The sequence below is a fragment of the Photobacterium sp. BZF1 genome (assembly GCF_014349205.1).
Lineage (GTDB): Bacteria > Pseudomonadota > Gammaproteobacteria > Enterobacterales > Vibrionaceae > Photobacterium.
In genome coordinates, this window is sequence record NZ_JACSOF010000049.1 from 1 (window position 1) to 12949 (window position 12949).

Here is a 12949-nt window from a genome sequence, read left to right on the forward strand (position 1 = left end):
AAATTATAAATAAAGACAAACTCTTTAAAATTAGGTTTGAATAAATATTATTGTAACTTCAAATAACTTCTATAAAAATATAACGTTTTATATTTGAAAAATAGATAGAGTTTTTTCAAATCGAAATAGAATTAAATTTAAATTGTATCTTTCTAAACAGGTTAGCATTTTATTGCATCTGTTTGAGTGGGGCGTATTGTAGGGAAGTAAAAAATGTCCGTAAAGACAGTAGCGGGGTAAATTTGGCTGCTTTGTTCTATTGCTGTGATAGGTTTCGGCTATTGAATGATAAATCTATTCCTATCAAGAATTTAGTCAAAGTCGCCCATACTGAGAAGTGAAGCCTAAAAATGAACAAACCCGCTAAGATGTCTTAGCGGGCTTTGGAAATTACTTTGAAGAGTAATTACAGCGTAGAGATGTAGTGCAGGACTACATTCTTAACGAACTTCTGGTTGTCCGTTGCTGTTGATGGGTCGTATTTGCCGCCGTTGGTTAGGTTGTTCGACAGGATACGAATACCCAGGAAAGGAATGCCGTAAGCTTCAGCTATCATCGCAGCTGATGCGGTTTCCATCTCTTCTACGCTTGAGCCGAAGTGCTTGTTTAGCCAGTTCATGCGATCGATTTCGTTGTTCCAGAAGTTAGCTGAACCAATAGTGCCTTCAACAACCTTACCGCGTTTGTGCGTTTCTTTAACTGCGTGTGCTGAAGCCAGTAGTTCTGGGTTACCTTCGTAGTAACGGACTTTTTCGGCATCAACAGCATCGTCGCCTTCACCTGCACTCCCTTCAGATGCCATCACATCCATAGGGATCCAGTTCATTGGGTTTGAACCTTCGCCTTCAGCCAGAACCGGAGTCTTGAAGTTGCCTGCGTTGAATGAACGCTTGCCTAGTACGATATCACCGACATTCAGAGATTTGTCGTGGCCACCAGATGTACCCTGGTTGATGATGGCACGTGGCTTATAACGCTCGATTGCAATCGCAGTTGCCGCTGCAGTGTTCTCTACACCCTTGCTGGTTTTGGTTACAACAATTGGGTAGTCGTTCAGCGTACCAATGTAGAAGGTAAAGTTGCCGCTGTGTTCAATGCGAACATCTTTCAGCAAATCTGCGAAGTATTCCGCTTCGATTGGCATTGGACCCTGAATCAGGATTGGCTGCTTAGGGGCTGTGTTAGCCGGAACAGTAACGCTCTTTACAGTAGAAGCTGTTGCAACGGTGGAAAGAAGTAGTGCTCCGATAACGAAAAACACTTTTTTGGTTTGCGATAGCATGGGGTGATCCTTGTTATTAGCTTAAGCGCTTAATGTGTGCGGCACGGAATATACATCGCGCAATCGTTTGCGTCACTAGTGATGTTTGTAACTAGATGTTTCAATGGGAAATAAAGCACTAATAAATAAGCACTAAAGTTAATGGATTGGCGGGTGAGTAATAGAATGAAATAGTGACATTAATGGAGATTATCTATCAAGGTCAGGTAAAAAGGGAGCCAACTAATATTAAGTTGGCTCCCTTTTGTGTTCTGGAGATTAGATAGGGACTAAACCGTTAGTTGGCTACCGCTTGGGTCTTGGTGGTGTTGCCGAGGGTGATGGTGTCGTAGTCCCTGAGTAGGTAAAGTGCCAAGCAGGCTGCTAGCATTGGCCAGGCAGCAAAGAACAACAGGTTGTTCATTGGGTCTAGGTATTTGGCGAACGAGGAAAGGGTTGAGACCAAGTGCAGTACCAAAATGGCGAGATAGGTTTTGTTACGCCACAGACCCAGTAGAAATGCGAATAGGAAAACCATTTGTAGCAGGCCGAGAGCAATCATTACTGAAGGTGATAGGTTAATGCCGTAGAATCCAGAGAATACATTGACAGCATGCTCGGTCGCGATAATTTTATCTAGACCCCACATAAAGAAGACCAGAAAGATACCTAGCCGTAGTGTTAATAGGCTAATAGATAAGTTTTTTTGTAATTGCACTGGCATGTTTATTACATCCTTGGTTGCTATATTTAAATAGGGGATGTTTACAGATTTTCGATATGGAACTTAATTAGGTTTTGTGGAGTGTGATCCTCAATATTTGTAGGCTGGTTTATCGCCCTTGTAATACTTAATGATGACGCTTTCTCACCGGATGAAGATAAATGCTGCTCCAAAATACCAACATCGTAGAGTGTGTCTTTTGTGCTTAACACTATGTTTGATGGCGCGTTTTTATCGTTGGTAGTAGAGATGTGGTGCTGAAGCAAAGACGCCATGCCCAGCGGGCTAAAAGTGATCGCAGTACCGAGGATAGCGCTGATAAAAAAGGGCTTTTTCATTTAAATTCCTAGAGTCATAAAGTATCGATTTGGACGTCCTGACCATTAAGACCCCCATACCAATTAAATTATTTCCTTCCCAATAAAAAATTTTTCAATAGATAAAATAGCAGCAAATTAACGCATCTAAACCTTAATTATTTTGTGGGAAATAAGCTAGGAATATCTAGGCCGTTTGTTTTGATAATAATTGATTGTATCTATTGATATTTCATATTCTGATACATCTAAAATGATTTGCTCGGTGAATTATTTGTAATTTTCAGGCCCTAACTCTCATATTTTGACGGCTAGTATGAATTCAGGATGATCACCAATATAATTAAATCGACCGTTGACAAATTCGGTCATCGCAGCAAAAAAAAACGATACGAGAAGTTGGTTGCACAATATAGTCAAGACTTATACCGCTATGCTTATTGGCTCTGCCGTCATCCTCATGATGCAGAGGATCTGGTTCAGGAAACATTTCTGAGGGCTTGGCGTTTTCTCGATAACCTCAAAGAAGATGCGGTAGCCAAGCCATGGCTAATTACCATACTTCGTCGGGAAAATGCCCGCCGTTTCAGGGGGCAAACGGTAGAGCATGTGAACATAGATGACTGTGATTATCTTTATCACGATGACAGACCTGATCTTAATGCTACGTTGAGGTCAAAAATCATTGCGTTACCTGAGATATACCGTGAGCCTTTGCTGCTGCAAATTGTCATGGGGTTCACTGCCGATGAAATTTCAAAAATCACGGCGCTGAACCTTAATACGGTGCTGACAAGGCTCTCGAGAGGTAAGAAACAACTGTTTGATAACGGAACGGAAATGAGTGACCTAAGGACGGGGTATGGGGCGTAAAATCACATCTATTTCGGCTTATCGCAACAAAAAGGAAAAAGAAGAGATCCAATTACAGACGGCGTTGTCGGTCGACATGCCGCAAGGGTTGGAGCAACGCTTGTTGCAAATCTCTGAACGGGAAAACTCTGCAAACAAGCGCTCTCGTCCTTGGTTAAGCGTTGCGGCAGCCTTGTTGATGACGTTGACAGGTTATGGCATGTATCCAATGCTGGAGCAATCAAATTTGTTCACATCGGGTAGCCTTATCCAAGATGCCATGGCTCATGCAGGCTCTCAGTATGAATTTATCCAAGGAATCGACGAAGCGGTTTCATTGCAGCAAGTTAATATGAAATTGCAGCCATTCGGTTCGCAGTTGGATCATTTGCCTGGCCATGTTTATTACGTCAATCATTGCCAGTTTGGCAAAAAGACAGTTTTTCAGATGGTGCTGGGTGATGCGCAGGGCCAGAAAGTGAGTGTTTATATTGTACCGCAGAGCAGTTCCGGTGAAGACATGCGGGTTCAAGGGAATGTTAATGGGGTGCAAGTGCCTGTTAATCATGCAAGTTTGGTTGTCCTCGGAGAGGATGAGCAGGAGGCGCGTGCAATGTCAGACAAGATGAAAGCAGCCATTGAGTGGCATTCAATTTAGCCGGTAAGAATGAACGTCTATGAGGTTATGAACAAATGTTCAAAAATCTTGCGCTAAGCTGGATTATTAGCTAATGTTGAATTTTGAACGACTGTTCATAGTCGATATTAAGGCACGCGTTGAACAGGCAGTAACGGGCAGATAATGCGAGGAACGGCAAATGGCGACAGAATATAACCCACCAAAAGTTTGGACTTACGATAGTGAAAACGGCGGTGAGTGGGCGAGTATCAACCGTCCGGACTCAGGGGCAAGGCATGAACAAACTTTACCTGTCGGTGACCACCCTTTGCAGTTGTATTCAATGGGAACACCGAACGGCCAGAAAGTGACAATCATGCTTGAGGAGCTGTTGGCTGCAGGAGTTTCAGAAGCTGAATATAATGCCCATTTGATTAGAATCGGTGAGGGTGATCAGTTCTCTTCCGGCTTTGTCGAAGTGAACCCCAATTCTAAAATCCCTGCTTTGGTTGACTATTCATTAGAAAAACCACTCAACGTCTTCGAATCTGGCGGTATCTTACTGTACCTTGCCGAGAAGTTTGGCCACTTTATTCCGCAAGATGTTGTTGCCAAAACTCAGGTAATGAATTGGTTGTTCTGGCTACAAGGTTCTGCGCCGTACTTAGGTGGTGGTTTCGGGCACTTTTATGCCTATGCCCCAGCCAAGTTTGAATACCCAATCGATCGTTTCACCATGGAAGCTAAGCGACAGTTGGATGTCCTTGATAAACAACTGGCTAAAAATGCCTTCATTGCCGGTGATGAATACACCATTGCCGATATGGCTATCTGGCCCTGGTATGGCAATTTGGTGCTGGGCAAACTATACGATGCTGCAGAGTTTCTGCAGGTCGAGCAATACACCCACTTAGTCCGTTGGGCCAAAGAAATTGACGCCCGCGAAGCCGTTCAGCGTGGCAAGATCGTTAACCGTTCATGGGGTGAAGAATGGGAACAAGTCCCAGAGCGCCACACTGCCGGTGATATAGACAAGGTACTAAAGCTCAAGCCTTAGTCTTTGGGGCATAGAGACAGGTTCATTACTGGGGTTGCATATAAGTGATTGAATGATAAGTTAGCAGTTAATGTATCCATCATTGAACAAGGGACTATCAATGATTCCAAAATCGGCAAAACTAAGAATTGCCCGTCCGACAGATAATCTTGAAGATATTACCCAGATGTATGTAAAGGGGCTGGGGTTCAAGTTGCTCGGTACTTTCGAAGGCCACAATGGCTTCGACGGTTCTATCATTGGCCATGAATCACATAATTATCACCTGGAATTTACCCATCACCACGGGACTGTGGTGGGCCGTGCTCCAACCCAGGATAATTTGTTAGTTTTCTATTTTCCTGAACATGACGTTTGGGCCAAGTGTTGCGAGGAAATGGAGCAAGCCGGTTTTATCCTTGTTCCTGCCTATAACGATTATTGGGATGTGGTCGGGAAAACCTACGAAGATATTGACGGTTACAGGGTCGTACTGCAAAACAGGGAGTGGACGGCATAATTTCTCGGGCTTGGAATTGGCTAATCGACTAATTGCAATAGAAGTTACCCAGCGAAAAACTTTCGCTGGGTAATATTTTTTGGGAACGGCAAAACCTTCTATTGCTTGGTGACTTGTAGGTAACTCAGCACTGAAAGTAAGGTAAAGAAGGCTGGGTCACTCCAACCAAAACCAACAAATATCCCCGATATACCGGCATAAACTGTGATAATGACGCCAAGCACATTGTTTATCAGTAAAGCGATGAACAATTTTCTTGCCGTTATTCCTTGCTCAATATCTCTTAACAAGAGGCTTACCGCGGCGATCCCACCAAGGAAGATACTCGTATGCTGAGAAAGGAAATAGGCATATTGGTCATTGATTTCGACGCCATACATCGGCCACATTTGGTTTGGTGCAAAGAACAGCGCAATGGCAAAGACTAAGTAGATAATACCGTGCAGGGTTAAAAAGGTTTTGTTGTTCATGGTCGCCTCACTGATTGACCGGGCCTTTATTGATTGAGGTGAGCGGTTGGTTGATATCAAAAATCTGCCCACGAACCTCTGCGATTCCCATATGCTGCAAACGTGCCGTGTGCATCTCAAGGTAGGACTGTGCACTTGCTTCGTCTTCGAAAAGGTAGATACCACCTCCTAATTGGTCTTTTTCACTTTCGGTCCAGATTTTCCAGATCATCCCCGGTTCTTTGTTAATCGACTCGGCAAGGCCTACCAAGGCTGTTGCCATTTCATCGCCGAACGGACCGTTAAACTCAAAATCAACCTGTAGTAATTTCGCCATGGTTTTCTCCACACTCATTAAAGGAAGCCACAATAGTTGGCTTGTCTGTTTGGTATGGGCCTATTCTTGTCTATATAAAATAAACAGAAAAGTTCATAATATTGCAGTTTACTGTGGAATATTTAGACCAATGAGATTAAAGACCACCCTTGATCAATGGCAGACACTGTTGGAAATTGAGCGTGCTGGCAGCATTCAAGCTGCGGCCACAAGCATGAACAAAAGCCATACCACATTGATTTATGCAGTGAAAAAGCTAGAGCAACAGCTTGGGGTACCATTGATAGAAGTGCAAAAGCGAAGGGCAGTACTGACCGAAGACGGGAAGTCGTTGTTGCGCAGGGCCAATGCCATGTTGGAACAGGCTCAGGAACTGGAAGAAATGAGCGAGCAACTATCAAAGGGGATCGAGTCTGAAATTACCATCGCTATCGATCACCTTTGTGATCCTGCTTGGCTATACCAACCTATGTCTGAGTTCTTGGCACATAACAGTACGACATCGGTCCAGGTCGTTGAAACCTCGTTGTCGAAAACGAAGGAGATGGTCACTGGCGAACAAGCAGATTTTGCCATTATCAACATCCCAATTACCAACTATCCGGCAGAAGCTTTTGGGGTGACGACTATGGTTCCAGTAGTTGCTGCACATCATCATTTGGCACAAAAAGAGTCTTTATGTTTTAGCGAATTGGCTTCAACGAGCCAGATTGTTATTCGTGATTTGGGCGGGGAAAGTGACAAGAGCTCCAAGCAAGATATTGGTTGGCTAAAGTCGCGGCAACGCATTACGGTAGATAATTTTGACCATGCATTTCGCGCCGTGGAGCGGGGGGGAGGTTTCTGTCGTTTACCAGAACACATAGTGGAAAGCCGCGCGGACGGACGCATTAAAGTGCTAAACATTGAGAATGCTGAGCGCTATCAGGTCCCTTTGCATCTAACACTACCCAAAGGTGTGAAAACCGGACCTGCAGCAAGGTATTTCTATGAGTTGCTGCTTGATACTTCCAGATCCAGAGTCGATCAAAGTTAGGCATTTTGTTGGGTAGGTAAAGCTATCGAGTCGTGAATAATTTTAACACTTGCATAAATGCGCAAGTGATCATATGTTTGGTTTGTTGTTTTCTATGCCAACAGGAAAATATAATGCGAGCGGTAATAGCAGGACTCACAAAATGGTGCGCTTATAGCCATATTTTTAAAGCTTTGACGGTTTTGGTTAATGGCGGACAGATCTCAGAACAAATGAGGGCGGGGAGAAACATCGCTTTGCTTGGCATATTCTGCCCGTTTTTTTGGATTGCGTTGTTTACCGGGGCCGAGGCATCATCATTGGCATTCCATGCCACTCACTCTGGGATCGTTTTCTTGATTGGAGTCGCTATAATGGTTGCCAGTCTTAAGAAACAGCAACAAAAATAGATGGATGAACAATATATCGATGCCCTGAAGGCATTGGCTGAACCACACCGATTACGTTTGTTCTGGCTTCTGGTTCATGTTGACCAGAGGATCACGGTTGCCGAGGCGATGGATGTGACCGGTGATAGCCAATATAACGCATCACGTAATCTCAAAATGCTGTTCAAGGCTGGGCTGCTTACCCAGCAGAGGCAAGGCAAATGGGTCTATTATACGCTTGCCCAACAAGAGCTGCCGCACTGGCAGGCATTGGTTGATTCGGTCAGAAGTTTGCCAGAAACAGGCTTTAAGGACGTGACAGAGCGCTGCAAGATGCGCCTTGCAATGCGGGTGGATAATGAATGTGTTATTGGTGCCAACAGCGAAGAATGGCAGGATAAGCTATAACCGCTATTCTTCGCTGGATTGATAAGGGCCAATCAGCCATTCATTTCATTGACAAGCTCGGTGAGTACCTGCTTGTAGGTATCGACTTCTTGCGCACCGGTAAGGGCGCTGGTGCGATTGAACACGACAGTTGGAACTGCTGATACCCCAAGCTGTTGCCAGTCTGCTTCCGCCGAACGAATTGCATCACGGTGGGCTGCATCTTCCAGCCTTGATTGAGCCGCTTGTTTGTCCAAGCCAACAGCCGCCAACTCTTCAAGCAATACCGGCCTGTCTGAAATATCTTTTTTCTCACTGAAAAAGGCGTTGAACAAACGCATTTTCAGCTCCGTTTGTTTGTCATATTCCTTGGCAAACTCCAGCATGATATGGGCATCCAAGGTGTTGACCATTTTCATTTCATCAAAGTAGTTGAAAATGAATCCGTGCTCGGCGCCGAGTTTGGCAATTCTTTCCCGTGCTCTTTGGCTGTCCTCCGCCGTTGAGCCGTATTTCCTTGCAACGTGCTCACGTAGATTTTCACCTTCAGGCGGCATATCCGGATTCAGTTCGAACGGTTGCCATTCTATGTCGATGCGATCTTGAAGACCCAGCTCATTGATGGCTGCCTCAAGGTGCTTGTAACCGACTAGGCACCAGGGGCAAACCACGTCTGAAATAATGTCGAGTTTGATTTTGTCAGTCATGGTGGTCTCTCTAACGAAATTGCGGCTGCTTGCCGCTTAGTTGTTTTTCAATATAGGAGCTTTTGAACAATTGTTCAAATTTAATTTGAGTGATCGTTCAGTAATGGCTCAATGGTTGGGGGATATGAATTCAGAGAACTTTGCGCTTAATCACGTCATTGGGTAAAAAATAAACACATAATGACTACGTATCCAAAGGATTGTAGTTCGTAAGTGTTTAATTAGAAAATGCATATGAGGATTAGCAATGGAACAAGCGACAATAGAAAAGAAGGTATCAAATAAAAACACCCCAGCAAAAAGCCCCACCAAACCCAGTAAAAATATTGAGCAATCACACCCGAGTGGAAAGGTATTCATTGGTGACAGCTCCCAAGTTAACCCAGTTCATTTCCACTCTTATAACGAGATCTATAAAAACACCGAAATCAAACAAGACCTTGAGGGGTTTGATAGCCATTACTGCGATTTTGTTGACTACATACTGAGGCTAACCCATGAAATATGGGAAGAGCGTGGTATCGGCAGGATATATGATACATACCATGACGATGTCACGATGCACTGCGGTTCCTTTAATTTACAGGGCATGAATGATGTGGTGTCAAATACCCTCCAAACCTTGCATGCCTTCCCCGATAGAAGGTTGGTCGGGGAAAATGTTATCTGGTCGAAAGATAACGATGATACCTATTACTCATCCCACCGAATTGTTTCCAATGCAACGAATCTAGGTGATAGCAATTTTGGCCCGGCAACCGGTAAAAAAGCCTTTTTCAGAACCACGGTAGATTGCAAAGTTTTCCGTAACCGCATCGTAGAAGAGTGGTTGGTACGGGATAACTTATATATAGCCAAGCAACTCGGATTTGACCCTGTTGAGCTTGCCAAAAAAATGGCCAAAGGGTTCAAGGCGAAGTCACCGGCCCTCCAGTCCCGATTCGGACTGTCTGAAAATAGGAAAGGGCAGTTTACTCCGGAGATCACCGTTACATCTATCAATGGCCCTGACGGCAAATTCGATATTGGCAACTTTGTGATAGCCATGTACGAAAACATCTGGAACTACCGCTACTTCAATAAGGTAAAAGATTTTTACTGCGAAAATGCGATCGTTCATTCTATCTGTAATAAAGACCTGCTCGGAGAGAGCCAAATCCAAGGCTTCCTGGTTAGCTTATTTGCATCGGTACCTAACTCAAGGTTGCTGATTGAAAGGGTGACATGTAACCAAAATGGCGGAACTGAAGACTGGGACGTATCGGTAAGGTGGCGTTTGTCAGGCGTGCACGAGGGAACGGGTTTCTTCGGGGCACCTAGCGGTAAGCCGGTGGAAATATTCGGTATCAACCAGCTAAGGGTCAAGCAAGGGCTAGTCGTTGAGGAGTGGGTAACGTTCGATGGCCTGGATGTACTTCGTCAGATCCATATGGAAGAAGACGATGCATACCTCAATGTCACTGGAGGCTAAATGAGCAATCAGCAAGAAGACGCTGTACTCGGCAAAGAGCTATCTATGCCCCGCAGGTTGGCCGCCTTTGCAGCGATACTAATGGTCTATTTCTTTTACTGCTATAACTTCATGGTCGATATCTTTGTTAGGCCAACGTTAGTCAATGAGTTTGGCTTTACCTTGCAGCAAGCCTCTTCGATATTTGCGGTAATGTCGCTCGGTACTATTCCGGGAACTATCGTGGCAGGAATGTGTTGCTCTCGGTTTGGCAAAAAAAGAACGTTAATTGCAATAGCCGTGCTCTATGCATTGATGACATATCTCCCTCTGTTAAGCCCTGACAACTACTCGCTCTGGCGGGTGGCACGATTTATCACTGGGTTTTGTCTTGGAGGGGTATTTGGTACATCGATTCCATTGGTTGCAGAGTTATTCCCGCAAAAATACCGTGGCAAACTGGCCGCAGTCTGTACCAGTACATTCTCGGTAGCAATGATTTTTGCCGGTCAACTTTATGGCTTGTTGGGCGATGAAAACTGGCAGTTACTGGTGTGGTCAGCGATCATTCCTCCGCTATTTGGTGCCCTGTTGGTCTATTTCTTGGTACCGGACGATGCTTCCTACATGAAAAAACTCCGTGAAGAAGCAGCCCAAGAAAATACCAAGATTAGCTATTTAGAAATGTATAAGGGTAAATATCTCTGGATTGGTATTGCCGTCATTGTACTGTCAGGCACTAACTTCGTTGCTTATTCTGGTTTTTCCAATAATGCGACGACTTACCTGACAACTGTTCTGGGCATGTCGGCGGCGACCGCTGGTACTATCTTCAGCATACAAGGTGTTGGCCAGCTGATTGGTTATAACTTTTGGGGTTTTCTGTCAGATAGATACGGCAGGAAGATACCAATTATAGGTATGGTGGCCGTTTCTGCCCTGATATTTGTCTATTCGCAGCTGGGCATTGAAGATATCAACACATTCTACTTGGTATCTTTCGTACTGGGGATGTCATTTGGTTTCTCTGGCGCCTGGGGAGCTTATTACACAGAGTTATTCCCGAACAAATTCAGGTCGCTCTCTGCCGGTATTTCCTTTAACGGTGGCCGGTTAATCTCCACTGTTGGCCTACCTTTGGTCGCTGGTGTGTCGGCGACAGCCTGGGGTATGCAAGGTATCTTCACTGTTGTGATGTTTGTAGCCCTAGCCGGTGCCGCACTTTGGTTTTTCTTACCGGAAACCTTGTCCCGCGATAAACCCGATTCACAACCGAACAAACAGATAAAAACGGCAAATTAAACAAGGTGCAGTTCTGCGAGCTTGTCAGCCGTTAAACAGAAAAGCCGGACTATTTCGTCCGGCTTTCTTATATCGATAATAAATGAAGGGTTTAATCTTTCTTCAATTTCTGGCACTGCGGCTGTTTTTTGAGTTCCTCCAGCCACCTTCTGTGGTAGGAGTTAATATTCCTGCTGTTGAAGAATTTGGTTAGCCAAGTCATACCGCCGCGCTGGGTGGATTCCGTCAGTATCATGCAGCCTTCATCGGTAGGTTCAATGAGCCAGGCGTGGTACATATCGACATCCCCACATTTTCCTTTCCAAGCCAGCCGTTGATTGGGGATAAACTCAACTACGGTGCAATCAAAATGAAGCGTTCTCGCCCGCCAGCTAAAAATCGTGCCTTTGTGCAATTCAATCCCGTCACCATTGAGGATTTGCACTGAGGTCTGGGCGCGTCCCCACTGCGGCCAGCATGGAGCGTGGGTAAGACTGGACCAGATTGCATCGGCATGTGCAGGGATCAGTGTTTCGTTTCTCACATGAAGCTGGGCATGCTTGGGATGGTAGTATTCCGGCCAATGGATTTCCATGCTGGTTGTCATTCGTTACGCCTTTTGCAGTAAGGTAACTAAAGACTAATACCATTAGCCGGTTTTCACTAGTTGGCTTAACAACAATGATTGGGCGGTACGTTATCACTCCTTGCGCAGGTATTTTCCCGGTGTGACGCCAAATTGTTTCTTGAAGATGGAGACAAATGCAGATACCGAATCATAACCACACTCTATAGAGACACTGGTAACCGGTTTGCCGCTCTCCAATCGATTCAATGCCTCAAGCAAACGTGCCCGCTGGCGCCATTGCTGGAAGGTTAAGCCGGTTTGCTGTTTGAAAAGGCGGCTGACACTGCGGCCAGAGAGTCCAACGATTTCGCCCAGTTGCTCGATATCCCTTTGCTCGTCGGGGTGGTGCAGGAGCATTTCAGCGATGGTTGTAAGGCGTTTATCGGAGGGCATCGTCAATTGGGTTGAGGACGTTGGCAGGCAAGCAATTTGATCAACGAGAACTTGTACCAAACGGCTATCAGCGCTGTCTTTGTCATAGTTAGCAGCAAGGGTGCAAAATTGCAGGGTTAACTCACGGACCAAGGGGGTGATACTGCAAACTCGAGGCTTGGTCCAAGGTGTATCTGGCAATAATCTGGTTTCGATATAAAGACTGCGCATTTGAGCCGCGCCATTGGAAATTACCTTATGCTCAACGCCTGCTGGAATCCAAATCGCAAACTGCGGTGGGGCGACATAGTGCCCTTCGCGGGTATGGACGATTAGCATACCTTCTACGGCATAGGACCACTGCCCCCAGTTATGGGTATGCCAATGGGTCTGACTGCCGGACTTTTGCCAGTTTTCGACACGGGCATAAACGGGGCGAGGGAGCTCGGTTAGCGTGGGTACGTGGCGAAGTTGCCTGTTGGGGGCTTTGTTTGCCTGTTTGTTCATGCCGGGAAGCCTTCAGTCCTTTGGATAGGGGAATCGTCATCGGTTACCGTTTTTCTGCGGAAAAAAACGGGCTAGTTTGTCCTGTTATCGATAAAAGT

At 45.3% G+C, this 12949-nt stretch carries 17 protein-coding genes; 9 read left to right on the top strand and 8 right to left on the bottom strand.

The window, feature by feature from the left end:
• Positions 1-406 precede the first annotated feature (406 nt).
• The 3 genes from BIZ37_RS12710 to BIZ37_RS12720 form a co-directional block, all read right to left on the bottom strand.
• On the bottom strand, positions 407-1282 hold the full coding sequence (locus tag BIZ37_RS12710) for a 5'-methylthioadenosine/S-adenosylhomocysteine nucleosidase (RefSeq protein WP_187461816.1): 876 nt from the start codon (positions 1280-1282) through the stop codon (positions 407-409).
• A 277-nt stretch (positions 1283-1559) separates the two neighbouring features.
• Entirely contained in the window at positions 1560-1985 is a 426-nt protein-coding gene (locus tag BIZ37_RS12715) for a hypothetical protein (RefSeq protein ID WP_187461817.1), read from the bottom strand.
• A gap of 41 nt (positions 1986-2026) precedes the next feature.
• Positions 2027-2323, bottom strand: coding sequence for a hypothetical protein (locus BIZ37_RS12720; protein WP_187461818.1), 297 nt, complete (start codon positions 2321-2323; stop codon positions 2027-2029).
• Positions 2324-2629: 306 nt separating this feature from the next.
• On the opposite strand from BIZ37_RS12720, the gene BIZ37_RS12725 reads away from it, so the two are divergent.
• The 4 genes from BIZ37_RS12725 (at position 2630) to BIZ37_RS12740 (ending at position 5329) form a co-directional block, all read left to right on the top strand.
• Positions 2630-3175 (top strand): sigma-70 family RNA polymerase sigma factor, encoded by a 546-nt coding sequence (locus BIZ37_RS12725; RefSeq protein ID WP_187461819.1) that lies wholly within the window; start codon positions 2630-2632, stop codon positions 3173-3175.
• On the top strand, positions 3165-3812 hold the full coding sequence (locus BIZ37_RS12730) for a DUF3379 family protein (protein WP_187461820.1): 648 nt from the start codon (positions 3165-3167) through the stop codon (positions 3810-3812). The genes BIZ37_RS12725 and BIZ37_RS12730 overlap by 11 nt, the downstream gene beginning before the upstream one ends.
• Before the next feature lie 160 nt (positions 3813-3972).
• A complete protein-coding gene (gene yghU, locus BIZ37_RS12735) occupies positions 3973-4830 on the top strand; it encodes a glutathione-dependent disulfide-bond oxidoreductase (protein WP_187461821.1) in 858 nt (285 codons plus the stop codon).
• A 100-nt stretch (positions 4831-4930) separates the two neighbouring features.
• The gene (locus BIZ37_RS12740) at positions 4931-5329 is read left to right on the top strand and encodes a VOC family protein (RefSeq protein WP_187461822.1); all 399 of its coding nucleotides are present in this window, start codon (positions 4931-4933) and stop codon (positions 5327-5329) included.
• 98 nt (positions 5330-5427) lie between these two features.
• Here BIZ37_RS12740 and BIZ37_RS12745 read toward each other — a convergent pair whose 3' ends face one another.
• Both BIZ37_RS12745 and BIZ37_RS12750 read right to left on the bottom strand, forming a co-directional pair.
• Positions 5428-5799 carry a hypothetical protein gene (locus BIZ37_RS12745; RefSeq protein ID WP_187461823.1) on the bottom strand — a complete coding sequence of 124 codons (372 nt, stop codon included), beginning with the start codon at positions 5797-5799 and terminating at the stop codon, positions 5428-5430.
• A 7-nt stretch (positions 5800-5806) separates the two neighbouring features.
• Positions 5807-6115, bottom strand: a complete 309-nt coding sequence (locus tag BIZ37_RS12750; RefSeq protein WP_187461824.1) for a monooxygenase — start codon at positions 6113-6115, stop codon at positions 5807-5809.
• A 130-nt stretch (positions 6116-6245) separates the two neighbouring features.
• On the opposite strand from BIZ37_RS12750, the gene BIZ37_RS12755 reads away from it, so the two are divergent.
• From BIZ37_RS12755 to BIZ37_RS12765, 3 genes are all read left to right on the top strand, one after another.
• Entirely contained in the window at positions 6246-7151 is a 906-nt protein-coding gene (locus tag BIZ37_RS12755; RefSeq protein WP_187461825.1) for a LysR family transcriptional regulator, read from the top strand.
• Between the two features lie 113 nt (positions 7152-7264).
• On the top strand, positions 7265-7540 hold the full coding sequence (locus BIZ37_RS12760; RefSeq protein WP_187461826.1) for a hypothetical protein: 276 nt from the start codon (positions 7265-7267) through the stop codon (positions 7538-7540).
• A complete protein-coding gene (locus BIZ37_RS12765) occupies positions 7541-7927 on the top strand; it encodes a helix-turn-helix transcriptional regulator (protein WP_187461827.1) in 387 nt (128 codons plus the stop codon).
• A 32-nt stretch (positions 7928-7959) separates the two neighbouring features.
• Here BIZ37_RS12765 and BIZ37_RS12770 read toward each other — a convergent pair whose 3' ends face one another.
• On the bottom strand, positions 7960-8613 hold the full coding sequence (locus BIZ37_RS12770; protein WP_187461828.1) for a DsbA family oxidoreductase: 654 nt from the start codon (positions 8611-8613) through the stop codon (positions 7960-7962).
• 247 nt (positions 8614-8860) lie between these two features.
• Here BIZ37_RS12770 and BIZ37_RS12775 point away from each other — a divergent pair, with 247 nt between their 5' ends.
• Positions 8861-10084, top strand: a complete 1224-nt coding sequence (locus BIZ37_RS12775) for an ester cyclase (RefSeq protein ID WP_187461829.1) — start codon at positions 8861-8863, stop codon at positions 10082-10084.
• A complete protein-coding gene (locus BIZ37_RS12780) occupies positions 10085-11365 on the top strand; it encodes an MFS transporter (protein WP_187461830.1) in 1281 nt (426 codons plus the stop codon).
• 91 nt (positions 11366-11456) lie between these two features.
• Here BIZ37_RS12780 and BIZ37_RS12785 read toward each other — a convergent pair whose 3' ends face one another.
• Together BIZ37_RS12785 and BIZ37_RS12790 are read right to left on the bottom strand one after the other, a co-directional pair.
• A complete protein-coding gene (locus BIZ37_RS12785; protein WP_187461831.1) occupies positions 11457-11951 on the bottom strand; it encodes an SRPBCC domain-containing protein in 495 nt (164 codons plus the stop codon).
• Between the two features lie 93 nt (positions 11952-12044).
• On the bottom strand, positions 12045-12851 hold the full coding sequence (locus BIZ37_RS12790) for a helix-turn-helix domain-containing protein (RefSeq protein ID WP_187461832.1): 807 nt from the start codon (positions 12849-12851) through the stop codon (positions 12045-12047).
• Positions 12852-12949: the final 98 nt, after the last annotated feature.

What these genes read in the sequence shown, in the direction of transcription:
- BIZ37_RS12710 (WP_187461816.1), bottom strand. Translation starts at nt 1,282, where the DNA reads ATGCTATCGCAAACCAAAAAAGTGTTTTTCGTTATCGGAGCACTACTT.
- BIZ37_RS12715 (WP_187461817.1), bottom strand. Translation starts at nt 1,985, where the DNA reads ATGCCAGTGCAATTACAAAAAAACTTATCTATTAGCCTATTAACACTA.
- BIZ37_RS12720 (WP_187461818.1), bottom strand. Translation starts at nt 2,323, where the DNA reads ATGAAAAAGCCCTTTTTTATCAGCGCTATCCTCGGTACTGCGATCACT.
- BIZ37_RS12725 (WP_187461819.1), top strand. Translation starts at nt 2,630, where the DNA reads ATGATCACCAATATAATTAAATCGACCGTTGACAAATTCGGTCATCGC.
- BIZ37_RS12730 (WP_187461820.1), top strand. Translation starts at nt 3,165, where the DNA reads ATGGGGCGTAAAATCACATCTATTTCGGCTTATCGCAACAAAAAGGAA.
- yghU (WP_187461821.1), top strand. Translation starts at nt 3,973, where the DNA reads ATGGCGACAGAATATAACCCACCAAAAGTTTGGACTTACGATAGTGAA.
- BIZ37_RS12740 (WP_187461822.1), top strand. Translation starts at nt 4,931, where the DNA reads ATGATTCCAAAATCGGCAAAACTAAGAATTGCCCGTCCGACAGATAAT.
- BIZ37_RS12745 (WP_187461823.1), bottom strand. Translation starts at nt 5,799, where the DNA reads ATGAACAACAAAACCTTTTTAACCCTGCACGGTATTATCTACTTAGTC.
- BIZ37_RS12750 (WP_187461824.1), bottom strand. Translation starts at nt 6,115, where the DNA reads ATGGCGAAATTACTACAGGTTGATTTTGAGTTTAACGGTCCGTTCGGC.
- BIZ37_RS12755 (WP_187461825.1), top strand. Translation starts at nt 6,246, where the DNA reads ATGAGATTAAAGACCACCCTTGATCAATGGCAGACACTGTTGGAAATT.
- BIZ37_RS12760 (WP_187461826.1), top strand. Translation starts at nt 7,265, where the DNA reads ATGCGAGCGGTAATAGCAGGACTCACAAAATGGTGCGCTTATAGCCAT.
- BIZ37_RS12765 (WP_187461827.1), top strand. Translation starts at nt 7,541, where the DNA reads ATGGATGAACAATATATCGATGCCCTGAAGGCATTGGCTGAACCACAC.
- BIZ37_RS12770 (WP_187461828.1), bottom strand. Translation starts at nt 8,613, where the DNA reads ATGACTGACAAAATCAAACTCGACATTATTTCAGACGTGGTTTGCCCC.
- BIZ37_RS12775 (WP_187461829.1), top strand. Translation starts at nt 8,861, where the DNA reads ATGGAACAAGCGACAATAGAAAAGAAGGTATCAAATAAAAACACCCCA.
- BIZ37_RS12780 (WP_187461830.1), top strand. Translation starts at nt 10,085, where the DNA reads ATGAGCAATCAGCAAGAAGACGCTGTACTCGGCAAAGAGCTATCTATG.
- BIZ37_RS12785 (WP_187461831.1), bottom strand. Translation starts at nt 11,951, where the DNA reads ATGACAACCAGCATGGAAATCCATTGGCCGGAATACTACCATCCCAAG.
- BIZ37_RS12790 (WP_187461832.1), bottom strand. Translation starts at nt 12,851, where the DNA reads ATGAACAAACAGGCAAACAAAGCCCCCAACAGGCAACTTCGCCACGTA.